The following is a 23,062-nucleotide window of genomic DNA, read 5'->3' on the forward strand; positions in this document are numbered from 1 at the left end:
GGGAGGTTGTGTCCCAGCCCCCTCGATATCCCCCGGTGGCTTTTCTGTGACTCAGATCCCGACCTGGAGCGGCGGACCTGTCAGTCCCTCCAGCGGACGTGCGGCACCCGGCACCACCATCGGTGGTCGCTACGAACTGCGCTCCGCGGTGGGCAACGGCGGCATGGGAACGGTCTGGCGCGCGACAGACACCCTGCTGCGCCGGGACGTGGCGGTGAAGGAGGTCGTCCTCCCCCCGGGGTTGGCCCCCAGTGACCGCGACGCCATGTACGAACGCACCCTCCGCGAGGCCCGCGCGGCCGCCGCGATCCAACACCCCGCAGTTGTTCAGGTCTACGACGTGGTCACCGAGAGCGGCCGCCCGTGGATCGTGATGGAGCTACTGGACGCCCGCAGCCTCGCCGACATGGTGATCGAGGACGGGCCGGTCGCGCCGCGCGTCGTCGCCAAGATCGGAATCGCGCTGCTCGGCGCGCTGGAGGTGGCGCACGCGATCGGCGTGCTGCACCGCGACGTCAAGCCGGCCAACGTGCTGATCTGCACCGACGGGCGCTGCGTGCTCACCGACTTCGGTGTGGCCCGGATGCCCACCGACGTGCAGCTCACCACGCCCGGCATGGTGCTCGGCTCGCCGCACTTCATCTCCCCCGAACGGGCCATGGGCCAGGAGTTCGGCCCGCCCAGCGACCTCTTCTCGCTCGGCGTGACCCTCTACACGGCCGTCGAGGGGCGCCCGCCGTTCGACAAGGGCGACCCGATCGAGACCATGCACGCCGTGGTCGAGGACCCGCCCGGCCCGCCACAGCGCAGCGGCCCGATGACCGGCGTGCTGATGGGTCTGCTGGAGAAGGACCCGGCCCGCCGGATGGACGTGCACGGCGCCCGCGCCATGCTCCGCGAGCTGCTGGCCGGTCCACTGAGCAACAACGCCGCCGCCGTGCACTCGATGACCGATCCCTACTCGGTGGTGCCGCTTCAGCGGCCGGTCAGTCCCCCGCCGGTGGTCCCGCCCGAACCGAAGCCGTCGGGCCAGATCGGCGGTCGGGCCATGCTCGCCCCGGAAGAGTCGCTGACCGACCGGCTGGCCGCGTTGCGCCGTGGCGAACAGCCGCAGCCGACCGGCGCCGCGGGCACGGGAGCCCTCGACGAGACCAGTGCCGACGCGCTGGCCGGCCCGCTGCACACGCCCACCGGAGCGATGCCGGGTCCGGGCCTGCCCACCGCCGGTCGCACCTACGGAGGCGCGGACGCCACCCAGCGGGTGGACGCCCACCGCGACACGACCCAGCCGGTGACCTGGGGCGTCCGGCCGGACGCCACCCAGGCGGTCCCGTACGCTGTCGCACCCGAGGCCACCCAGCGGATCGGCGGCACCTACGGCGGCGGCCAGTGGTCGGTGCCGGGCACCGGGCAGCCGTGGACCTCCTCCGGCGCCGCACCCGTCCAGAGCGGGAGCCTGGTCGACCGGGTCCGCCGGATGGGCGGCGAGCTGGTCCGCACGGTCAAGGGCTGGCCGCGCAACATGCAGCTGGCCGCGGCCGGTGGCCTCGCCGTGGTGTTGCTGATCGCGGTGATCGTCGCCGTCACCGGCGGCGGCGACGAGACTCCGACCGCCCCGCAGGCCCAGCCGAGCGCCACCGCGCCCGCCGGGCCGGGCGTCGAGATGCAGGAGCACGCCGCGCGGGGCATCCAGGTGATGGTGCCGAAGGGCTGGAAGAAGGCGACCGGCGGCGTCTACATCGACTACGTCGACCCGGAGGACAGCGGTCGCAAGGTCCGCGTCCTCACCGAGAAGTTCAGCGGGGACAGCTCGATGCGCTGGGCCGAGATCGCCGCGAACGGGCTCAAGAAGGCGAAGAGCTGCCCCAAGCCGTACAGCCAGCTCGAGATGGCGGAGAAGGAACTCGCGGGCAAGCCGGCCGCCGAGTTCGAGTACACCTGCGGTGAGGGCGACACCATGCGGCACGGTGTGTGGCGCGGCGTGGTCAGCGACGGCAAGGTCTACTCGTTCTACCTGACCTCCAACGACGGCCGGTTCGCCGAGAGCAAGCCGATCTTCGACGAGATGGTGCAGACCTTCAAGCTCACCGACGCCAGCTGAGCCGAGGTCGGGCCGGAGTGGCGTGACCCGCTGAGCCGGAGGGAACTGTCAGCGGTGCTCCGCCGGCGTGCTATCAAGAGGCATGCCGGCGGACACCACTGACATCGACGACATTCGCGAGCAAGCTCGGCGCTGGCTCGACGACGACCCGGACCCGGCCAGCCGGGCCGAGCTTCAGGCGGTCCTCGACCGGCTGCCGGCGAGCGCCCCGGACCTCGCCGACCGGTTCGCCGGTCCGCTGGCCTTCGGCACCGCCGGCCTGCGTGGACCGCTGCGCGCCGGCCCGAACGGCATGAACCTCGCGGTGGTCACCCAGGCGGCCGCCGGGCTGATCGATTGGCTCGCCGCCCAGGCCGGCACCGGTCCGCTGGTGATCGGGTACGACGCCCGGCACGGTTCCCGCGAATTCGCCGAGCGCACCGCACAGGTCGCCACCGGGGCGGGACGTCCGGCGCTGCTGCTGCCCCGCCCGCTGCCGACGCCCGTGCTCGCGTACGCGGTACGCCGGCTCGACGCGGTGGCCGGGGTGATGGTCACCGCCAGCCACAATCCGCCCGAGGACAACGGCTACAAGGTGTACCTGGGCGCCCAGTTGGGTGAGACGCTGGGCGCCGGCGCCCAGATCGTGCCCCCGGCCGACGCCGGGATCGAGGCCGCCATCCGGGCCGTCGGTTCGCTGGCCGAGGTGCCGCTCGGCCCGGCCGGCCAGGTGCTCGGCGACGACCTGGTGGCGTCCTACGTGCAACAGGTCGCCTCGGTGATCGCGCCGGACGGGTCCCGGGATCTCTCCGTGGCATACACCCCGCTGCACGGGGTGGGCGGTGCCGTCCTGACCGCGGCCTTCGCCCGGGCCGGCTTCCCGGTGCCGGGGATCGTGCCCGAGCAGGCCGAACCGGACCCGACCTTCCCCACCGTCTCCTTCCCCAACCCGGAGGAGCCGGGCGCGGTGGACCTGCTGGTGGCGCTGGCCAACGCCACCGACGCGGACATCGCCATCGCCAACGACCCGGACGCGGACCGCTGCGCGGTGGCGGTCCGCGACGGCGGATCCGGTTGGCGGATGCTCCGCGGTGACGAGGTGGGCGTGCTGCTCGCCGACCACCTCATGCGTCGCGGGGTGACCGGGCTCTACGCCACCACGATCGTGTCGTCGTCGATGCTGCGGGCGATGTGCGCCGCGCGGGGGTTGCCGTACGACGAGACGCTGACCGGGTTCAAGTGGATCGTCCGCGCCGGTGGCGGGTCGGTGCCGCTCGTCTTCGGGTACGAGGAGGCGCTCGGCTACTGCGTCGCGCCGGACCTGGTCCGCGACAAGGACGGGATCAGCGCCGCGCTGACCGTCGCGGAACTGGCCGCCGGGCTGAAGGCACAGGGGCGGACCCTCACCGACCGGCTCGACGAGCTGGCCGCCGAGTTCGGCGTGCACCACACCGACCAGCTCTCGGTGCGGGTGGACGACCTGCGGCAGATCGCCGACGCGATGGCCCGGATCCGGGCGGCGACGCCGACCACCCTGCTCGGGCAACCGGTCGACACGACCGAGGACCTGCTTCCCGAGGCGGATGTCGTGATCCTGCGTACGGCCACCGCCCGGGTGGTGATCCGTCCGTCCGGCACCGAGCCGAAGCTGAAGGCGTACCTGGAGGTGGTGGAGCCGGTCACGGGCGGCGACGTCGCCACGGCCCGCACCCGCGCGCAGCAGGCGGTCACCCGACTCCGCGCCGAGATCGCGACCGCCCTCAACCTCTAACCCCCACCCCACCCCACCCCCACCCCGGCACGTGTTGATCAAGAGCGTTGCGTCAGGAGACGCGGAGAACCTGACGCGAAGCTCTTGATCAACCGGGTTCAGCGGCGGGGGCCGAGGGCGGCGTCGACGGCCTGCGCCAGGGCGGCGACGACGAGGCCCACCGAGGGGCGGACCACGGAGTCGTCCAGGCTGACCTCGCCGGAGAAGCCGGCGCCGCTGGCGATCTCGGCGAGCCGGTGCCGGGCGGTCTCGGCGGCCCCGTCGCTCAGCCCGAGCGCGGACTCCATGCGCAGCACGGCGACCAGCGCGGCCATCGCGGCGGTCCGCTCGTCGGGGGCGAGGCCGCTGGTGAGCGCGTCGGCCAGCCGGCGCCGGGTGTCGGCTTCGACGGAGGCGTCAACCACCGGGTAGCGGTGCACATGGATGAAGCCCAGCTCGGTCTCGTCCACGTCCCGGACCACGCCCTGGCTGCACAGGTCACCCAGGATCCGGTCGCGCAGGCCGTGCCGGAGCCGCTGCACCCAGGAGGACGGGGTGTGCGGGCTGTCCCCGGCGATCCGGACGAGCACATCGTCGGCGACCGGCTCGCCGATGGGCGTCGGATCGACCGCGGTCAGGTTCCCGTCGGTGAACGCGATCCGGCCCGCGAGGGCCAACTCGATCAGCACCGCCGCGGCCATCCCCAGGTCCAGGCTGATCCGCGGCATGGTCGCCTTGCCCGTCTCGTCGTCGTACGCGAGGAGGAGCAACTCTTCGGCGAGCGCAACACCAGTCATGGCCGCAGACGCTATCCGGTCCACGCACCCCACGCACCACCTCACTCGCCGGGTACGCCTACGTCCCCTACGGATGTGCGCTCGTTGACGGAAAGAGGGCCCATTCGGCGTGGAACGGGCCCTCTTTCCGTGAACGAGTGGGCGGGTCAGAAGCGGGGCATGCCGCCGAACTGGCGGTCGCCGGCGTCGCCGAGGCCCGGAATGATGAACTTGCGGTCGTTGAGGCCCTCGTCGATCGAGGCGGTGACCAGGCGCATCGGCAGACCGGAGCGTTCGAGCCGCTCGATGCCGACCGGCGCGGCGAGCACGCAGAGCACGGTGATGTCGGTGCAGCCACGGTCGGCCAGCAGGCGGCAGCTGTGTTCCAGCGATCCGCCGGTCGCGAGCATGGGGTCCAGCACCAGCACCGGCAGGCCGGTCAGGTCGCGGGGCAGCGACTCCATGTACGCGCGCGGCTCGAACGTCTTCTCGTCCCGGGCCAGCCCGACGAAGCCCATCGAGGACTCGGGCAGCAGCCCCAGCGCGGCGTTGGCCATGCCCAGGCCGGCACGCAGCACCGGCACCAGCAGCGGCGGGTTCGCCAGCCGGGTTCCCTCGGTGCCGGTCACCGGCGTCCGGATGTCGTACCGCTCGACCGGGAAGGAGCGCACCGCCTCGTACACCAGCATGGTGGTGAGTTCGTGCAGCGCCGCCCGGAAGGAGGCGGAGTCGGTGCGCTCGTCCCGCATGGCGGTCAGCCGGGACTGCGCCAGCGGGTGGTCAATGACGTGTACGTCCACGATCGCTCAACCTACCGAACGGTCCGGCCCCGGCGTGCGGGTGCGGGCGAGCGGGGCGACGCCGCTCACTCGTAGCGGGCGCTCACCGGCAGCACGGAACGTGACCAAGATCACCGTGTCGATGGATGCGTAGACTTCCCGGCATGACGGCGACAGTGACGTCGGCCCGGTCGGAGCTCTCCGAGCTGGGACGATCCGAGACCGCTCTGCGGACCTTCCTGCACGGCCTGCCCGGCGTGGACCAGGTCGGCGCGGAGCAGCGGGCGGCACAGCTCGGCACCCGCTCCATCAAGACCACCGCCAAGGCCCAGGCGATCGACCTGGCGATCCGGATGGTCGACCTCACGACCCTGGAGGGCGCGGACACCCCGGGCAAGGTGCGGGCGCTGGCCGCCAAGGCGCTGCGCCCCGACCCGGCCGACCCGTCCTGCCCGCACGCGGGCGCGGTCTGCGTCTACCCGGCGATGGTCCCGTACGTCGCCGAGGTGCTGAAGGGCAGCGAGGTGCACCTGGCCAGCGTGGCGACCGCCTTCCCGTCCGGGCAGGCGCCGCTGGAGGTCAAGCTCGCCGACACCCGGGCCGCGGTCGAGGCCGGCGCCGACGAGATCGACATGGTGATCAACCGAGGCGCGTTCCTGGCCGGCCGCTACCAGGAGGTGTACGACGAGATCGTCGCCACCAAGGAGGCCTGTGGGGACGCCCACCTCAAGGTGATCCTGGAGACCGGCGAGCTGGCGACGTACGACAACGTGCGGCGCGCCTCCTGGCTGGCCATGCTGGCGGGCGGCGACTTCATCAAGACCTCCACCGGCAAGGTTCCGGTGGCCGCCACCCCACCGGTGACCCTGGTGATGCTGGAGGCGGTGCGCGACTTCCGCGCCGCCACCGGGCGGCAGGTGGGCGTGAAGCCCGCCGGCGGCATCCGCACCACCAAGGACGCGATCAAGTACCTGGTGATGGTGAACGAGACCGTCGGCCCGGACTGGCTCGACCCGGACTGGTTCCGTTTCGGCGCGTCCAGCCTCCTGAACGACCTGCTGATGCAGCGCACCAAGCTGACGACCGGTGTCTACGCCGGACCCGACTACTTCACCCTGGACTGAGCGCGATGTTCGAATACGCCCCCGCCCCCGAGTCCCGCTCGGTGGTGGACATCAAGCCCGCGTACGGACTTTTCATCGACGGGAAGTTCGTCGACCCGTCCGACGGCGGCAGCTTCAAGTCGATCAACCCGGCCACCGAGGAGGTGCTCGCCGAGATCGCCGAGGCCGGCTCCGGCGACGTCGACCGCGCCGTCCGGGCAGCCCGGACGGCGTACGAGACGGTGTGGGGTCCGATGCCGGGCCGGGACCGGGCCAAGTACCTCTTCCGGATCGCCCGGCTCATCCAGGAGCGCTCCCGTGAGCTCGCGGTGCTGGAGTCGCTGGACAACGGCAAGCCGATCAAGGAGTCCCGCGACGTCGACCTGCCGTTGGTCGCCGCGCACTTCTTCTACTACGCCGGCTGGGCCGACAAGCTGCCCTACGCGGGCTTCGGCCCGGACCCGCAGCCGCTCGGCGTGGCCGCGCAGGTCATCCCGTGGAACTTTCCGCTGCTGATGCTGGCCTGGAAGATCGCCCCGGCGCTGGCCGCCGGCAACACGGTGGTGCTGAAGCCGGCGGAGACGACGCCGCTCACCGCGCTGCTCTTCGCGGAGATCTGCCAGCAGGCCGACCTGCCGCCGGGCGTGGTCAACATCGTCACCGGCGCCGGTGAGACGGGCCGGGCGCTGGTCGAGCACCCGGGCGTGGACAAGGTCGCCTTCACCGGCTCGACCGAGGTCGGCCGGGCGATCGCCCGGTCGGTCGCGGGCAGCCGCAAGAAGCTCACCCTGGAACTGGGCGGAAAGGCCGCCAACATCGTCTTCGACGACGCGCCGATCGACCAGGCCGTCGAGGGCATCGTCAACGGCATCTTCTTCAACCAGGGGCACGTCTGCTGCGCCGGCTCCCGCCTGCTCGTCCAGGAGTCGGTCGCCGACCGGGTGCTGGAGTCGCTGAAGCGGCGGATGGCCCAGTTGCGCCTCGGCGATCCGTTGGACAAGAACACCGACATCGGTGCGATCAACTCCGCGGCGCAGCTGACCCGGATCAAGGAGCTCTCGGACGCGGGCGCGGCCGAGGGCGCGGAACGCTGGTCGCCCCCGTGCGAGCTGCCGGACCGGGGCTTCTGGTTCGCCCCGACCATCTTCACCGGCGTCACCCAGGCGCACCGGATCGCCCGCGAGGAGATCTTCGGGCCGGTGCTGTCGGTACTCACCTTCCGCACCCCGGCCGAGGCGGTGGAGAAGGCGAACAACACCCCGTACGGGCTGTCGGCCGGGATCTGGACCGACAAGGGCTCCCGGATCCTCTGGATGGCCGACCGGTTGCGCGCCGGGGTGGTCTGGGCCAACACGTTCAACAAGTTCGACCCCACCTCGCCCTTCGGCGGTTACAAGGAGTCGGGCTACGGTCGCGAGGGCGGCCGGCACGGGCTGGAGGCGTACCTCAATGTCTGAGCGGGTCGCGGTACGCAAGACGTACAAGCTCTACATCGGCGGGAAGTTCCCGCGCAGCGAGTCGGGACGGTCGTACATCGTGCAGGACGCCAACGTCGCCCTCTCCTCCCGCAAGGACGCGCGTGACGCCGTGGTCGCCGCCCGCGCCGCCGTGAAGGGGTGGGCCGGCGCGACCGCGTACAACCGGGGTCAGGTCCTCTACCGCGTCGCCGAGATGCTGGAGGGCCGGCGGGAACAGTTCGTGGCGCTCGGCGTGCCGGGCGAGGAGGTGGACGCGGCGATCGACCGCTGGGTCTGGTACGCCGGCTGGTCCGACAAGCTCGCCCAGGTGTACGGCGGGGCGAACCCGGTCGCCGGCCCCTACTTCAACATCTCCGCGCCGGAGCCGACGGGCGTGGTGGCGGTGGTCGCCCCGGAGCGGCCGGCGCTGCTCGGGCTGGTCAGCGTGATCGCCCCGGCCATCGTGTCCGGCAACACCGTGGTGGTGGCGGCCTCGCCGGCGGAGCCGCTGGCGGCGATCACGCTGGCCGAGGTGCTGGCCACCTCGGACCTGCCCGGTGGGGTGGTCAACCTCCTCACCGGGAAGATCAGCGAGACGGTGCCGACGCTCGCCGCGCACATGGACGTCAACGCCATCGACCTGACCGGCGTGGCTGACGCGGGGCTGGCGGCAGAGCTGGAGATCAAGGCCGCGGAGAACCTGAAGCGGGTGCTCCGGCCGGCACCGGCCGACCACGACTGGTTCGCGGACGCCGGGGTGACCCGGATGACCGCGCTGCTGGAGACGAAGACGGTCTGGCATCCCAAGGGGGTGTGACGGTCCTCGGCCGCTGGGTTTCCGGGGGAGCCCACCCACTCCGGGCGGTCAGGCTTGATCCCTGCGCGGGCGGGGCTCCCCGGAAACCTCGTCGTGGGGGCGGTCCGCGGGGAGGGTCGGCTCGGGTGTGCTGCCGTGGGAGGGGTCAGCTCAGGGGCGACTGCCGTGGGAGGGTCGGCTCGGGTGTGCTGCCGTGGGAGGGGTCAGCTCAGGGGCGACTGCCGTGGGAGGGGTCGGCTCGGGACTACTGCGGTGTGGGCGGTCTACTACCGGGAGTAGGATTGGGTTGTGACTCGGCTCGGTGATCTCGAACGTGCGGTGATGGACGTGCTGTGGGACTCGGTCCCGAGCACGTCCGACGGGGTGACCGTGCGCGAGGTCGCCGACGCGCTGGCCGGCCGGGAGCTGGCCTACACGACCGTGATGACGGTGCTGGACCGGCTGGCCGGCAAGGGCATGGTGCAGCGTCAGCGGGAAGGGCGGGCCTGGCGCTACCGGGCCGCGGCCAGCCGCGAGGCGCACATCGCCCAGCTCATGCTCGACGCGCTCGATCTCGGCGGCAGCCGGGACGCGGCGCTGGTGCGCTTCGCCCGCTCGGTGACCGGTACGGAGGCCGAGGTGCTCCGCGCCGCCCTCTCCGCCGAGGCCACGGGTGTGTCGCCGGCCGAGCACGTGGCGGGCGGGGCCGGACGGGCCGGTTCGTTGACCGATCGGGTCGAGGCGCCGACCAGCACGAGGGCCGACCGCCCGACCTCGGCCGACGAGGCAGTGGACAGGTAGGGCGGCGGCCGTGGCGTACGCCCTGCACTTCTCCCTGACGATCCTGGCCTGCTGGGTGACCGCCCAGGTGCTGGCCCGCTCGACCTGGCCGTGGCACAGCCCGCGGGTGGCGATCGTCTGCTGGCAGGCGGTGGGTCTGGCGCTCGGCCTCTCCGCGATGGGTCTGCCGATCGCGCTCGGGGTGAGCGCGTACGACCTTCCCCCCGGCAGCGGGCTGGTCGCCCTCTTCGCCGACCTGCTGCACAACCGGCTCCCCGCCGGGGTCAACGTGCTGCACCTGAGCCTTGTGGGCATCGGGTTCGGGATCGGCGCGGTGCTGCTGACCACGACCGTACGCAGCACCCACGCCGCGCTGCGCGCCCAACGCCGGCACCGGGACCTGCTCGCCCTGGTGGCCCGGGACGACCCGGCCGCGCCCGGCGCACTCGTGCTCGACCACCCGACCGCGGCGGCGTACTGCCTGCCGGGGGTGAAGCCGCGGGTGGTGGTGAGCGCGGGCACGCTGAGCCTGCTGGACCCCGCCGAGTTGGACGCGGTGCTCACGCACGAGCGGGCGCACGCCCAGGAGCGGCACGATCTGGTGCTGCTGCCGTTCACCGCGCTGGGCCGGGCCCTGCCCTGGGTCCGGTGGGTGCGCCAGGCTCACGAGCGGGTCGCCCTGCTCGTCGAGATGCGGGCCGACGACAAGGCCCGCGAGTTGCACGCCGAGGCTCCGCTGGCGGGCGCGCTGCGCCGGTTCGCGAGCGCCGGACACCGGATCACCCCGGCCGGCGCGCTCGGGCTGGGCGATCGTGACCTTGACGTCCGAGTGCAGCGGCTGCTGGTCGTGGACGAGCCCCGCCGGCTGGTCGTGGTCACCGCGTTGGCCGTCGCGTCGACGTTGGTCATGCTTCCCATCTCGCTCTACCTGAGCTGATCCGACTCCGCTACCACTACTACGCCCTGTCGTATAGTTGGCTACGACAAGGCGTAGTAGTTATAGGTAGTAAAGCTACGTGTAGGCTCGCTACTAAAAGCGAGCCGAATCGTTGGAGTGCCGGATGGACACCCTGCTCCTCGCCCGACTGCAGTTCGCCACCACGACCTCGATCCACTTCCTCTTCGTGATCGTCACGCTCGGCCTGGTCACCCTGCTGGTCGGCCTCCAGACAGCGTGGGTGATCACCGGCAAGGAGAAGTACGAGCGACTCACCCGGTTCTGGGGCCAGCTCTACGTGATCAACTACGTGCTGGGCATCGCCACCGGCATCGTCATGGAGTTCCAGTTCGGCCTGAACTGGAGCGGGCTGTCGCGCTACGTCGGCAACGTCTTCGGCGCTCCGCTGGCGATCGAGACGCTCGTCGCCTTCTTCCTGGAGTCCACGTTCCTCGGCATGTGGATCTTCGGATGGCACCGGCTTCGGCGCGGCGTACACCTCGCGCTGCTGTGGGGCGTGGCGCTGACCGCGTACGCCTCGGCGTTCTGGATTCTGGTGGCCAACTCCTGGTTGCAGAACCCCGTCGGCTACGAGGTCCGCGACGGCGTCGCGCACCTCACCGACTTCCCGGCGCTGCTCAGCAACCCCACCCTCACCATGGCCTTCGGGCACGTGGTCTCGGCGGCGCTGCTGGTCGGCGGGATGCTGATGGCCGCGGTGAGCGCCGGGCACCTGATCCGTCGCACTCCCGACCATGCGCTGCACCGCAGCGCGCTGCGGATCGGGCTCGTCACCGCGGCACTGTCGATCTCGATGGTGCAGAGCTTCGGGTTCGCCCAGTTCGACCCGGTCGGAAGCGTGCAGCCCACGAAGTTCGGCACCGGCGACGAGGCCGCCCAGGCCATGATCGCCGAGTGGACGACCCGATTCGGCCCCGGCGACTACACGCCTCCGGCGCTGGCCAGCGCCGGCCTCGGCTTCATGATCCTGATCGGGTTCACCCTGGGCGCGCTCTGGTTGCTGGTGCCGTTGCTCTGGCGGGACTGGATCATCCGGCTGCGCTTCCCGCTCTGGCTGTTGCTGTTCGCCCTGCCCCTACCGTTCGTCGCGGCGATCCTCGGCTGGATAGCGCGCGAGGTCGGCCGCCAGCCCTGGGTCGCCTACGGGCTGCTCGGCGTCGACCAGGCGGTCTCGCCCGTCGGCGCTCCGGTCATGCTCACCTCGCTGATCGGCTTCAGCCTGCTGCTCGGCACGCTCGCCGTCACCAACTGGGTGCTCATCGCCCGGCACGCCGCTCGTGGAGCAGACGACCCGGCCCTCGGCCGCCCGCCGGGGCAGCCGACCCACCTCCGTACCGAGCCCACCTTCGCCTGAGGAGCTGACGTGGAACTCATCTGGTACGTCCTGCTCGGCCTCTTCTTCGGCACCTACCTGGTGCTCGGCGGCTACGACTACGGCGTCGGCCTATCGCTCGCCCGCGACACCGACCCCGGCCGACGCCGGGCGGCGCTCAACGCCGTCGGTCCGTTCTTCCTCGGCAACGAGGTCTGGCTGGTGGCGGCCGTCGGCATCCTGTTCGGCGCCTTCCCCGTGCTCGAGGGCGAACTGCTCTCCGGGTTCTACCCGGCGGTGCTGGGCGCGCTCGCCGGGGTGATCCTGGTCACCGCCGGGGTGCAGCTGCGCAGCCGGCCCGCCCACCAGCGGATCCGCGCCCGGTGGGACCGGGTGGTTGTCGTCGGCAGCGCGCTCGCCGCCCTCGGCTGGGGCGCACTGCTCGCCGGGTTGCTCCAGGGCGTACCGCGCGACACCGACGGGCACGTCGTCGGGCTGACCCACCTCCTCACCCCGTTCGCGGCCGCCGCCGGGCTGGCCATGGTCGCGCTGGTGGCGGCGCACGGTGCGACATTCCTCACGCTCCGGCTGCCGGCCGACGACGCCGCCCGGGCCGGCCGGCTGGCCCGCCGGCTGCTCCTGGTGGCGCTCGCCGCGGTCGGCGCGGCCACCGTCGTCGGTCTGTTCTCCGAACGGGTACGGGCTGCCGCGCAGCAGCCGCTGGCCGGCGTACTGCTGCCCGCACTGCTGGTCACCGCGCTGCTGGCGGCCCGCGCGGCGCTCGCCCGCGGGCGCGCGGGGATGGCCTTCACCGCCACCGCGGCGGCCCTCGCGCTACCGGTGGCGCTGATCGGCGCGACCCTCTGGCCCTACGTGCTGGTCTCCACGACCGACCCGGGCGCGTCACTGACCGTGGCCGACGCCGCCGCCAGCGCACCGACCTTGCGCCTGCTCGGCTGGCTCGCGATGCCGCTCCTGCCGGCCCTACTAGGCTTCCAACTGATGTGTTGGTGGGTGTTCCGGGGACGGACGGACGGCAGAGCACCGGTGTACTGGTGAACCGCCGCCCCTTCGACCCACGTCTACTGCGTCGGGTCCCCGCGGCCCGCCGCGATCTCGCCCTGCTCGCCCTGCTGGGTGTGCTCGCGGCAGGGCTGGTTGTCGCGCAGGCGACCACCTTGGCCGCCCTGCTCGCCACGGCGTTCGACGGGCGGCTGGACCGCCCCGCGCTGGCCGGCTTCGCCGCCACCGTCGCGGCCCGCGCGCTGCTGGTGTGGGCGCAGGGCACCGTCGCCGCCCGGGTCGCCGCGACGGTCAAGGCCGCGCTCCGCGCCGACCTGCTCGCCGCGGTCGGCCGCAACGGCCCGGGCTGGGTCGCCGGGCAGCGGGCCGGGCAGCTCGCCACGCTGGCCGGGCGCGGGCTCGACGCGCTGGACGCCTACTTCACCGGTTACCTGCCGCAGTTGGTGCTCAGCGTCACCGTTCCGCTGGCCGTACTCGCCCGGATCGGGCTCGCCGACTGGAGTTCAGCGATCATCATCGCGCTGACGCTGCCGCTGATCCCGATCTTCGGCGCACTGCTCGGCTGGCAGGCGCAGGCCGCCACGGAACGCCAGTGGCGCCGTCTCTCGCTGCTCGGCGGGCACTTCCTCGACATGGTCGCCGGGCTGCCCACCCTGCGTGCCTTCGGCCGCGCCCGGGCGCAGATCGGTGTCGTACGCCGGATGGCCGACGGGCACCGGGCCGCCACCATGCGTACGCTGCGCATCGCCTTCCTCTCCGCCCTGGTGCTGGAGCTGGTGGCCACCCTCTCGGTGGCGCTGGTGGCGGTGCCGGTCGGCATCCGGCTGCTCGGTGGCGGAATCGCCCTGCAGACCGCACTGCTGGTGCTGCTGCTGACCCCGGAGGCGTACCTGCCGCTGCGGGCCGCAGGCAGCCGGTTCCACGCCAGCCAGGAGGGACTCACAGCGCTGAACGACGCGTTCGGGGTGGAGGCGGCCGCACCCACCCGGCCCGCGTCGGAGAGCCGCCTCGTTCCCGACGCGCGCGGCGAGATCCGGTTCGAGTCGGTGACCGTGGCGTACGAGCGGACCGTCGCGCTCCGCGACGTGACTTTGACCGTACGACCCGGCGAGAGGATCGCCGTGGTCGGACCCAGCGGCGCCGGCAAGAGCACGCTGCTGGGCCTCCTGCTCGGCTTCGTCACCCCGACCAGTGGCCGGATCACCGTCGACGGCGTGGACCTGGCCGACGTCGACCTGGACGCCTGGCGCCGCCAGCTCGCCTGGGTCCCGCAGCGCGCCCACCTCTTCGCCGCCTCGCTGGCCGACAACATCCGCCTCGGCGCCCCGGACACCCCGGACGCGGCGCTCGCCGAAGCGGTCCACGACGCCGCGCTGGACGAGGTGGTCGCCGGCCTTCCCGACGGGCTCGGCACGGTGCTCGGTGAACGCGGGCACGGCCTGTCCAGCGGGCAGCGGCAGCGGGTGGCACTGGCCCGGGCCTTCCTCCGGGACGCGTCGGTGGTGCTGCTCGACGAGCCGACCGCGCGGCTGGACAGCGCCTCCGAGGCGGTGGTGCTGGCCGCCACCCACCGGCTGGTGGCCGGGCGGACGGCCCTGCTGGTGGCGCACCGCCCCGCGCTGCTCGCCGACGCCGACCGGATCCTGCGGGTCGAGGACGGCCGGGTCACCGAACTGAGCCCCGTACCGACCGGGGAGGCATCCTGATGAGCACCGCACCGCGCGAGCCCGCCCCCGGTACCGCCGACCCCGCACCGGAGCGCGTGGCCGAGGTCGACGCCGGCAGGGCCGGTGCGCTCGGCCCCGCCGCCGCCGGTGTGGCCGTTCCGGCGGAGTTCGACATCGCCGGACCCGCCGCGATCGACCCGACCGCCGGAACGGCCGAACGCCCCGATCCCGGCATCCGGAGGGGCGCTGCCGAGCGCGCGGTGCTGCGTCTGGCCCGGCCGTACCTCGGCCGCCTGGTCGGCGCCGGGCTGCTCGCCGCGGCCACCGAGTTCGCCGGGCTGGCCCTGATGGCGACCGCGACCTGGCTGCTGATGAGCGCCGCCGGGCGGCCACCCCTGGATCGGCTCACCGTCGCCATCGTCGCCGTGCGTGCGCTCGCGATCAGCCGCGGGGTGTTCCGCTACACCGAACGACTGGCCGGACACGACGCCGTACTGCGGATGATCACCGACGTACGGGCCCGGGTGTTCGCCACGCTCGCCGCCCGGCGCACCGCCGCACCGCGCAGCGGCGACGCGCTGAGTCGACTCGTCTCCGACGTGGAGGCGGTCCAGGACCTGCTGCTGCGGGTGCTCGTGCCGGGCGCGGCGGCGGTGCTGGTCAGCCTGGTCGCGGTGGGCGGGGCCGCGCTCATCTCGCCGCCCGCCGCGGGGGTGCTCGCGGTCGGGCTGCTCGTCGCCGGGCTGGCCCTACCCGTCCTGGCCACCACACTGACCCGGCGCAGCGCCGCCGAGCTGGCACCCCTGCGCGGTGCGCTGGCCGCCGATGCGATCGACCTGACCCACGGCGCCGCCGACCTCGCCGCATTCGGCGCCACCGGCTCCGCGCTGCGCGCCGCCACCGGACGCGCCACCCGGCTGGCCCGGCTGGAACGTCGCCTCGCCGCCGCCGGGTTCGCGGTGGACGCCGTCGGCACGCTGGTCGCCGGGCTCACCGCCGCCGCGGTGGTGCTCGTCGCGCTCGCCGCGGGCGTGCCCGGCGTACTCGTCGGCGTGCTGGCCGTGGGCACCCTGAGCGCCGTCGAGATCGCGTTGGCGCTGGTCGGGGCGGCCCGGCAGCATACCCAGCTCGACGCCGGCCTGACCCGGGTGGCCGTCCTGCTCGGCGACACCGCGGTCGGACACCCCGCCGCGTCACCGTCCGACAGCGCGCCGAGCGGTGCCGGGCCGGCCGCGTCCACCGGCCCGACCGAGCCCGGAGTTCCGCCGTCGCCCGGGCCCGAGCCGCTGCCCGGCTCCGAGCTGCCGGCTCCGGCCGGCCGGGCCGCCGCGGCCCGGCCGGACCTGCTCGACGGCGGGCACGACATCCGGCTCGACGAGGCGACGGTCCGGTACCGGCCGGGCGCCGCGCCCGCGCTCGACCGGGTGAACCTCGAACTGCCGGCCGGCCGGCGGATCGCGGTGGTCGGCCCGAGCGGCGCCGGCAAGAGCACGCTGGCCGCCGTGCTGACCGGCGCCGTACGCCCCAGCGGAGGGCAGGTGAGCATCGGTGGACGCGACGTGACGACGTACCCCGAGGACGAGTTGCCGGGACTGATCGGCGGTCTGCTCGCCGAGGCGTACGTCTTCCACGCCACGGTCCGGGAGAACCTGCTGCTCGGCCGGCCGGGCGCGGACGAGGACGATCTGGCCGCCGCGACCGCCGCTGCCGGCCTGCTCGACTGGGTACGCGACCAGCCCGCCGGCTGGGACACGGTGGTCGGCGAAGAGGGCGGGCAACTCTCCGGCGGGCAGCGGCAACGGCTGGCGCTGGCCCGGGCACTGCTGGCCGCACCGCCGGTGCTGCTGCTGGACGAGCCCACCGAGGGGCTGGATCCGACGGCCGCCGACGCGGTACTCGCCTCGGCACTGGCCGCCACGCCCGCCGGGCACTCGGTGCTGCTCATCAGCCACCGACTCACCGGGCTGGCCGAGCTGGACGAGATCGTGGTGCTCGACGCCGGCCGGGTGTCGCAACGCGGCCGGCACGCCGAACTGGTCGCCACCCCCGGTTGGTACCGGGACCAGTGGCTGCTCCAGGAGGCCGCTGAACGCGGCTACCTCGCCCTGACCCCCTGACCGTTCTCCGGGACGGACCAGGGTATTACCGGACAGCGAGAGAACGCCGGACGTGGCAAGGTGGCCCCATGCCACGCTGCCACGACGTCCTGGTGGAAAACCACCTACGGGACCTGGCCGAGTCGCTGCGCGGGCCGGCCCGGTTGAAGGCCGACCTGCTGACCGAGGCCCGGCACGGGCTGCTCGACGCGGTCGAGGCGTACCGCGCGGACGGCCTGCCGGCGGCGGAGGCCGAACGGCGTGCGGTGACCGAGTTCGGCAGTCCTGCGCAGCTGTTGCCGGCCTGGCAGGCCGAGCTCGCGGTGGGGGCGCTGCGCGGGCTGTCGCAACGGGTGCTCGCGGTCGCCTCGTTGCTGGTCGTCGCCGGGGATCTGACCTGGCGCGGGTCGAGTTGGAGCGCGGGACCCCGACCCCCGGCCGGCTACCTGCTCCTCTCCGCGTCGGTGCACTGGCTCTGGCTGGCCGCGCTCGCGTTCGCGGCGGCCGGGCTGCTGCTGGTGACGCTGGCCGCCCGGTCGGCCAATCCCGGCCCCGCCGTGCTCGCCCGGCTGGTCGGCACCGGGCTCACCGGTTGCCTTGGGCTCGGCGTACTGGCCGGGGCCGGTCTCTTCGCCTGGTCGATCGGTCTCTGGGACGCCGCGCTGACCTGGCCACCGATGATCATCGGGGCGGTGCTGGCGGGTGCCGGCTACCTCTGGCTGGGCCGGGCCGCCCGAAGCTGGGTGCTCGCGGTCCGCTGAGGTCGCCCGCCATCGCGGCCTCGGTCCGTCCCGGCCCGCGCCAGACCGAGCGTCCGACCCCAGCGCCTCGGTCGCGTCAGGCCGGCGCGGTCGGTGCGGTGCCGGGGTCGAGGAACCGCCCGACGGTCGCACTGAACTCGTGCCAGCCGGCGCGCTCCCCTGCCAGGGCCCGGCGCCCGGCGTCGGTGAGCTGGTAGGTGCGCCGCTCCCGACCGTTGACAGTGCTCCAGGCACTGGCCACGTGCCCGGCGCGCTCCAACCGGCGCAGGGCGGGATAGATCGTGCCGGTCGGCAGGTCGAGATTGCCGTCGCTGCGGGCGCGAAGCGCCTCGATGATCGCGTAACCGTGCAGTGCTCCCCCCTCCAGCACCGCCAGCAGCAGGGCATCGAGGTGTCCGTGCAGCGCCTGAGCCTTCATGTGTAGTTACGCTACTTGTCGATGCGCCGGACCGCCACCGGGAACGGCGATGGGCGCACCGGGGTGCGGCCACCAGTGTTCCAGGGCGGCCCACTAGGGTATGTGCCCAGAGTCACTAGCCGGCCGCAGCGCCGGAAGTGGGCAGCCCGAAGCACACGGAGGTCAGTGTGGCCCGCCAGTCGCCTCAACGGCCCGACGCCGACGAGCCCGAGCTCGACGACACCACTGAGCCGGTCGAGCCGGAGGAGGCCGACACCGATCGCCCTTCGGCGAACGTGGACCGGTCACTGTGGGAGAAGGTCGGCATCGACCCGGTGGAGATCGCCCTCCCCGCCGGCACCGGCTTCACCCTGCGCGCGTACCGGCCGGCGCGAGAACTGACTCCGACCGACGTCACCGAGCGGGACCAGGACGACCCGTTCCTCGCCCGTCGCCAGGTCATCGAGGAGGAGGACGACGACACCGTCGTCATCCTCGACGAGGACCTGGCCGACGAGTTCGCCGCGAGCGACGAGGAGGACGAGCGCCGGCGTGCCGCCGACGCCGAGGGGGCCGACGAGGAGGAGACGGCCGAGGAAGCCGCCGAGGAGGTGGGCGAGGAGGAAGAGGTCCCGGCCTTCCTCACCCACAAGGGGCGGCTGCTGCTGTTCAAGACCCCGGAGTCCCTGGTCAGTTTCATCCGATCCGGTGCGCCCAACGATTTGTCTCAACTGGACAGCTGGCAAGAACTGTCCGAACGGGTCGAGCCGGCCGACATCGCCCCGCTGGACGAGGACACCTACGAGCTCGACCTGGTGGTGGAGAACCTTCGCGGCGGGCACGACGCGTGGGATCCCACACTGCTGATCGAGGCCGGCGAGGTCGCCCGTGACCTGTCGTACGCCCTGCGCCTACCGGCCGTACTCGACATGCTCTCCGCCGGCTCCAGCCTCGATGACCTGGACGAGGCGCTGCGGGCCTCGGTCAACGGCGGGGTCGGTGGTTTCCTCGGCCGAAGGCGACTCAAGAAAATCGGGGCACAAACCGCAAGTCTCGGTTGGCGCACCATTGTCGGCAAGATCTCTGCGGTGGTGGACTGGCGCGACTGACCCTTACCGGGGAGCATCAGTCACTGGCAGAGGAACACCTGTCCCGGGAGGAGGACGACGCTGTGGCGCTCGTGCGCGTGTACTGCGGTCTAGCCTCGGCGGATCCGGCCGACCGACCGGCCTCGGCCGGCTCGACGCTGACGTCCGCTGTGGTCGATGACGCAGGCCGTCTGCTGCTTGTCTGCGAGATCGGCGACGACCCGGCCGGCTACGCCCAGCTGGTCGCGCTGCTCGTCGAGCGGTCGGGCGGGCCGAGCGGTGCGGCGATCGCCGCCGACAGCGACGACCACACCGTCACCTCACTGCTCAGCGCCGCCGGTCGCCCCCTCGCAATCGCCGACGACGACTCGGTCGACGACTTCGCCGAGCGGTTCGCCGACGACGACTCGCTGGAGGAGATGCAGTCGCCGCCGGCGGAACGGCGGGCCGTCGGCCTCGCCCGAGCGCTGCAGGCCGGCGCGCTCTCCGCCGTGACCCTCCCCGCCCCCCGGGATCTCGCCGGCTACAAGCAGGTCCTCGCCGCGCACGCCGCGCTGGCCACCGGGCGGCACTCCGCTGCCGTGGCGCTGCGCGAGGTGCTCCGGGAGCTCTACCCGGCCGCGCTGCGCGCGTACCCCGACCCGGCCGAGCCGGTGCCGCTGGCCGTGCTCGACGCCCTGCCCGAGCCGAGCATGCTCGCCGGCACCGTCACCCACGGCCGGGAGGTCTCCGTCGCCGCGGACGCCATCGCGGCGCACCTCACGGCGGACGGCATCGCCGACGAGAAGGAGATCGACGAGGCGGTGACCGCCCTGCGGGTCGCCATCTCCGAGACGCCCCGGCGCGCCACGGTCAACCGCGCCCTCACCTCCGCGGTGGCGGAAACCGTCCGGCAGGCGGTGGCCTCCGTCCGGGCCTGCGACGCGGGATGCGACGCGCTCGTGGACGCACTCAACGCCCGGGTCACCACGCCCACCCCGGCCCCCGGTCGGCGGGCCGCGGCCCGGCGCGGTGAGTCCGCGGGTGAGCTGCCCGGTCTCACGGGCAACACCAGCGGTCTTCGCGCCATCCGTGCGACCACGACCGAGCCCATGCCCTCCGGCGGCCGGCGCAGCCGTCCCGAGCCGGTCTCCGCCGGCAGCCCGCCGCTGCCGCCACGACCGCTCGGGCCGCCCCCGGTCGCGCCGGAACCGGTCGCACCACCACCGGTCGCCCCCGCACCGGTGACGCCGGCCGCGCTGGCCGGGCCGCCGGTGTCCGCGCCGCCCGTTCGTGTCGAGCCGGCGGCGAGCCAGATCGACGCGCCCACCAACCGGCCTGTCTCCGCACCCCCGCCCCCGCCGCCCGGGATCACCCCGATCGCGCCCGCGCAGCGCGGCAAGGTGCCACCTGCCGAGGCCGGCGAGCCCTTCCGGCCCACGCTGACCACCGCCGCGATCCAGAGCGCCCGGGCGGAACGGCAGCGCACCGTGATCCCACCCCGGCCGAAGACCAATCGGGACGCGGGGCCACCCACAGGCGGGTTCAGCGCCACCGATCTGAGCGTCCCGGTGCCCGCCCCGCGGCCGGACCAGGAGTCCGCCGCGCCCGGCTCGCGGGCGAACTGGCCGCTGGTGAACAACCCGGAGGACCCGGCCGACGGTCCGGCGGACAACCCCGCCGCCTACCCGTACGGGGGCGGGCGGGGCGTCGACGCGCCGACCGACCCCGGCGCGGGCGAGGGGCGGGTCACCCCGCCGTGGCTCGCCGACGACCTGCCTCAGGAGCCGCCGATGCTGCGGCTCGTCGAGCCACCACCGCTGGCCGACCGTGCGCTGCGCGAGAACACCGACCCGCAGTTGGAGACGCCGCCGCTGCGCCTGGTCGACACGGCCGACTCCGGGCGGGGTGGCCGCCCGGCCGCCCGTGCCGAGCGTCCGCCCGTCGAGCACCGGCCACCACCGTCCGTCGAGCACCGGCCACCACCGCCGGTCGAGCACCGGCCACCACCGGTGGCCGACGAGAGCGGCGACGGTGATCTGCTGATCTTCGCGCAGGCGAGGTCCGCCTGGTTCGTCGGGCACAACGACGAGTCCGACCTGGACTGGTCGAGCCTCGCCGACACCGGCTGGCAGGCGGCCGAACAGGCCGCCCGCCCCGCGATCGGCTCGGAGACCAGGGCCGGACTGCCGAAGCGGGTGCCACAGGCCAACCTGGTGCCCGGCTCACCGCTTCGGGAGGAACGTCCGCTCCGGATCGTCCGGGACGCCGCGAGCCTCGCGGAGAACACCACCGGATACTTCCGCGGCTGGCGCCGCGGTCAGGAGATCGGTGGTTTCGCGGTCGGTGGCCGTCCGGGCCGGGAGTCCGCCGGCGGCTGGGACTTCAGCCGCGACCACGGTGACCGCGACGACGACCGGGAGTACGAGTACCGCTCCGCCGGCTACCGTTCCTGACGTCTCCGCAGCATCAGAGCCCCTGCTCGGGCCCGGCCGGTCGGCCGGATCGGAGCCGGGGCTCTTCGCATGCCATCACCGCGCTCATGGCGGCCCCCAAACAGCGCCGCGCCCATGACGGCCCCCCAGCAGCGCCGCAGGCGGCCTGGCCGCAGATCGTCGCCCTCTCGCCGCCACCGGCGGGCCGCGGGCTCGACAGCACGTGAACCAGCGACACCTGTCCCCGACCCGGCGAGGTGGGAGCCGGGCGGGGCACCAGCACCGCGCCCAGAACGACGAACGCCCGGTGCGGCCTCAGCCGCACCGGGCGCGTCGACGGTTACCGGTCAGGCCGGCGCGACCGCGCGGGAGCGCCGCATGGTGAGCACGTACTCGACCAGCGAGATCAGCACGTGCTTGGTCGACTCCCGGTTTCGGGCGTCGCAGGCCACCACCGGGACGTCGCTCGAGATCGCCAGCGCGTCGCGGACGTCCTGCGGGTCGTGGTACTGCATCCCGTCGAAGCAGTTGATGGCCACCAGGTACGGCAGCCGCCGGTGCTCGAAGAAGTCGATCGCCGCGAAGCAGTCGGCCAGTCGCCGGGTGTCCACCAGCACTACAGCGCCGATGGCGCCACGCACCAACTCGTCCCACATGAACCAGAACCGCGTCTGACCCGGCGTACCGAACAGGTACAGGATCAGATCACGGTCGATGGTGATGCGGCCGAAGTCCATGGCCACCGTGGTCGTCGCCTTGCCCGGCACCTGCCGGGTGTCGTCGACACCCACACCGGCGGAGGTCATGATGGCCTCCGTGGTCAGCGGCGTGATCTCCGAGACCGAACCGACCAGCGTCGTCTTGCCGACGCCGAATCCACCGGCGATAACGATCTTCGCCGACGTCACGCGCCCGCTCGGGGTCGGCGGGCGGTGCGACATGTCAGAGCCTGCGAAGTCCACTCAGCACCCTCTCCAGCAGTTCAGTGCCCACCGCGTCGTCCGAGTCGTCCAGGATGGTCGGCTCGTGGACTGCGACCAGGCCGTCCGTCGCCATGTCGGCGATGAGCACCCGGGCCACACCGAGCGGGAGCTGCATCCGCGCCGCGATCTCGGCGAGCGACTGGACGCGTCCGTCACACAGCGCGGCGATGTACTGGTGCTCGCGACCCTGACCACCACTGCCGTTGGCAGCGGCAGCCCGGCCGCGCACCGTCGTCTCGACGAGCGCCTCCAGCGCGATGTCGAGTCGGGGGCGGGTACGACCACGGGTCACGGCGTAAGGACGGACCAACGCTCCGGTTGGTTCGTCACGGTCGGACATCTCGCCGCTCACCTCCTTCGTACCCGGCACCGGCTCCACCCGGTGGAGCCCCTCTTGTCGTCGTTGCTGCCCCGCCGACTCCGGTCAGCAGGACGTCAGCCCAGCATTCCCGCGGCAGCGCGCGGCGCCGGGGTGAGCGCGTCGCCCACCCGGTCGACGAGCAACGCCATCTCGTAGCCGACCTGCCCCACATCCGAGCTGCGGGCAGCCAGGACGGCGAAGGACGAGCCGTCGGAGATGGACATCAGGAACAGGAAGCCATTGTCCATCTCCACGACCGTCTGCAGTACCGCGCCTCCCTCGAAGCAACGGGCCGCGCCCTGGGTCAGGCTGACCAGGCCGGACGAGATCGCGGCCAGCTGGTCGGCGCGGTCACGCGGAAGGTCCCGTGACCCAGCGAGGAGCAGGCCGTCCGCGGAGACGGCGACCGCGTGCGCGACCCCCGGCACCCGGTCGGCGAAGTTGGCGAGAAGCCAACCGAGATCCTGCGTAGTAGTCATCG

20 protein-coding genes are annotated in these 23,062 nt (G+C 73.2%); 14 read left to right on the top strand and 6 right to left on the bottom strand.

Going from position 1 to position 23,062, the window contains the following annotated elements:
• The first annotated feature begins 46 nt into the window (after nucleotides 1-46).
• Together ABZS42_RS15250 and ABZS42_RS15255 are read left to right on the top strand one after the other, a co-directional pair.
• Nucleotides 47-2,101, top strand: coding sequence for a serine/threonine-protein kinase (locus ABZS42_RS15250; RefSeq protein WP_355145532.1), 2,055 nt, complete (start codon nucleotides 47-49; stop codon nucleotides 2,099-2,101).
• Between the two features lie 82 nt (nucleotides 2,102-2,183).
• Nucleotides 2,184-3,851, top strand: a complete 1,668-nt coding sequence (locus ABZS42_RS15255; protein WP_355145534.1) for a phospho-sugar mutase — start codon at nucleotides 2,184-2,186, stop codon at nucleotides 3,849-3,851.
• A 98-nt stretch (nucleotides 3,852-3,949) separates the two neighbouring features.
• Here the strand turns inward: ABZS42_RS15255 and ABZS42_RS15260 are convergent, their stop codons facing one another.
• Together ABZS42_RS15260 and upp are read right to left on the bottom strand one after the other, a co-directional pair.
• Entirely contained in the window at nucleotides 3,950-4,627 is a 678-nt protein-coding gene (locus ABZS42_RS15260; protein ID WP_355145536.1) for a GPP34 family phosphoprotein, read from the bottom strand.
• 146 nt (nucleotides 4,628-4,773) lie between these two features.
• Nucleotides 4,774-5,406 (bottom strand): uracil phosphoribosyltransferase, encoded by a 633-nt coding sequence (upp, locus tag ABZS42_RS15265; RefSeq protein ID WP_355145538.1) that lies wholly within the window; start codon nucleotides 5,404-5,406, stop codon nucleotides 4,774-4,776.
• 143 nt (nucleotides 5,407-5,549) lie between these two features.
• Between upp and deoC the strand changes: the two genes are divergently transcribed.
• From deoC to ABZS42_RS15315, 10 genes are all read left to right on the top strand, one after another.
• Nucleotides 5,550-6,509 (top strand): deoxyribose-phosphate aldolase, encoded by a 960-nt coding sequence (gene deoC, locus ABZS42_RS15270; protein WP_355145540.1) that lies wholly within the window; start codon nucleotides 5,550-5,552, stop codon nucleotides 6,507-6,509.
• Nucleotides 6,510-6,514: 5 nt separating this feature from the next.
• Nucleotides 6,515-7,945 carry an aldehyde dehydrogenase family protein gene (locus ABZS42_RS15275; protein WP_355145542.1) on the top strand — a complete coding sequence of 477 codons (1,431 nt, stop codon included), beginning with the start codon at nucleotides 6,515-6,517 and terminating at the stop codon, nucleotides 7,943-7,945.
• On the top strand, nucleotides 7,938-8,762 hold the full coding sequence (locus ABZS42_RS15280) for an aldehyde dehydrogenase family protein (RefSeq protein ID WP_355145544.1): 825 nt from the start codon (nucleotides 7,938-7,940) through the stop codon (nucleotides 8,760-8,762). The genes ABZS42_RS15275 and ABZS42_RS15280 overlap by 8 nt, the downstream gene beginning before the upstream one ends.
• Before the next feature lie 288 nt (nucleotides 8,763-9,050).
• Nucleotides 9,051-9,542, top strand: a complete 492-nt coding sequence (locus tag ABZS42_RS15285) for a BlaI/MecI/CopY family transcriptional regulator (protein WP_355145546.1) — start codon at nucleotides 9,051-9,053, stop codon at nucleotides 9,540-9,542.
• Nucleotides 9,543-9,552: 10 nt separating this feature from the next.
• On the top strand, nucleotides 9,553-10,458 hold the full coding sequence (locus ABZS42_RS15290; protein ID WP_355145548.1) for a M56 family metallopeptidase: 906 nt from the start codon (nucleotides 9,553-9,555) through the stop codon (nucleotides 10,456-10,458).
• A gap of 124 nt (nucleotides 10,459-10,582) precedes the next feature.
• Nucleotides 10,583-11,833 (top strand): cytochrome ubiquinol oxidase subunit I, encoded by a 1,251-nt coding sequence (locus ABZS42_RS15295; RefSeq protein ID WP_355145550.1) that lies wholly within the window; start codon nucleotides 10,583-10,585, stop codon nucleotides 11,831-11,833.
• Between the two features lie 9 nt (nucleotides 11,834-11,842).
• Nucleotides 11,843-12,850: a cytochrome d ubiquinol oxidase subunit II gene (cydB, locus tag ABZS42_RS15300; protein ID WP_355145552.1), complete on the top strand. Its 1,008-nt coding sequence runs from the start codon at nucleotides 11,843-11,845 to the stop codon at nucleotides 12,848-12,850.
• Nucleotides 12,847-14,520, top strand: a complete 1,674-nt coding sequence (gene cydD / locus ABZS42_RS15305) for a thiol reductant ABC exporter subunit CydD (protein ID WP_355145554.1) — start codon at nucleotides 12,847-12,849, stop codon at nucleotides 14,518-14,520. Before cydB ends, cydD begins: the two co-directional genes overlap by 4 nt.
• Nucleotides 14,520-16,598, top strand: coding sequence for an ATP-binding cassette domain-containing protein (locus tag ABZS42_RS15310; RefSeq protein WP_355145556.1), 2,079 nt, complete (start codon nucleotides 14,520-14,522; stop codon nucleotides 16,596-16,598). The genes cydD and ABZS42_RS15310 overlap by 1 nt, the downstream gene beginning before the upstream one ends.
• 68 nt (nucleotides 16,599-16,666) lie before the next feature.
• Entirely contained in the window at nucleotides 16,667-17,338 is a 672-nt protein-coding gene (locus ABZS42_RS15315; RefSeq protein WP_355145558.1) for a permease prefix domain 1-containing protein, read from the top strand.
• A 76-nt stretch (nucleotides 17,339-17,414) separates the two neighbouring features.
• Here the strand turns inward: ABZS42_RS15315 and ABZS42_RS15320 are convergent, their stop codons facing one another.
• Nucleotides 17,415-17,756, bottom strand: coding sequence for a helix-turn-helix transcriptional regulator (locus ABZS42_RS15320; protein ID WP_355145560.1), 342 nt, complete (start codon nucleotides 17,754-17,756; stop codon nucleotides 17,415-17,417).
• A 137-nt stretch (nucleotides 17,757-17,893) separates the two neighbouring features.
• Between ABZS42_RS15320 and ABZS42_RS15325 the strand changes: the two genes are divergently transcribed.
• Nucleotides 17,894-18,844, top strand: a complete 951-nt coding sequence (locus ABZS42_RS15325) for a DNA primase (RefSeq protein WP_355145562.1) — start codon at nucleotides 17,894-17,896, stop codon at nucleotides 18,842-18,844.
• 38 nt (nucleotides 18,845-18,882) lie between these two features.
• Nucleotides 18,883-21,258 (top strand): transposase, encoded by a 2,376-nt coding sequence (locus ABZS42_RS15330; protein WP_355145683.1) that lies wholly within the window; start codon nucleotides 18,883-18,885, stop codon nucleotides 21,256-21,258.
• 326 nt (nucleotides 21,259-21,584) lie between these two features.
• On the opposite strand, the gene ABZS42_RS15335 is transcribed toward ABZS42_RS15330, so the two are convergent.
• From ABZS42_RS15335 to ABZS42_RS15345, 3 genes are all read right to left on the bottom strand, one after another.
• Nucleotides 21,585-22,178 (bottom strand): ATP/GTP-binding protein, encoded by a 594-nt coding sequence (locus ABZS42_RS15335; protein ID WP_076471088.1) that lies wholly within the window; start codon nucleotides 22,176-22,178, stop codon nucleotides 21,585-21,587.
• A 1-nt stretch (nucleotide 22,179) separates the two neighbouring features.
• A complete protein-coding gene (locus ABZS42_RS15340) occupies nucleotides 22,180-22,560 on the bottom strand; it encodes a DUF742 domain-containing protein (protein ID WP_350790886.1) in 381 nt (126 codons plus the stop codon).
• A gap of 95 nt (nucleotides 22,561-22,655) precedes the next feature.
• Nucleotides 22,656-23,060, bottom strand: coding sequence for a roadblock/LC7 domain-containing protein (locus tag ABZS42_RS15345; RefSeq protein ID WP_120673401.1), 405 nt, complete (start codon nucleotides 23,058-23,060; stop codon nucleotides 22,656-22,658).
• Nucleotides 23,061-23,062 lie beyond the last annotated feature (2 nt).

Source organism: Micromonospora sp. NPDC005367, assembly GCF_040606825.1.
Taxonomy (GTDB): domain Bacteria; phylum Actinomycetota; class Actinomycetes; order Mycobacteriales; family Micromonosporaceae; genus Micromonospora.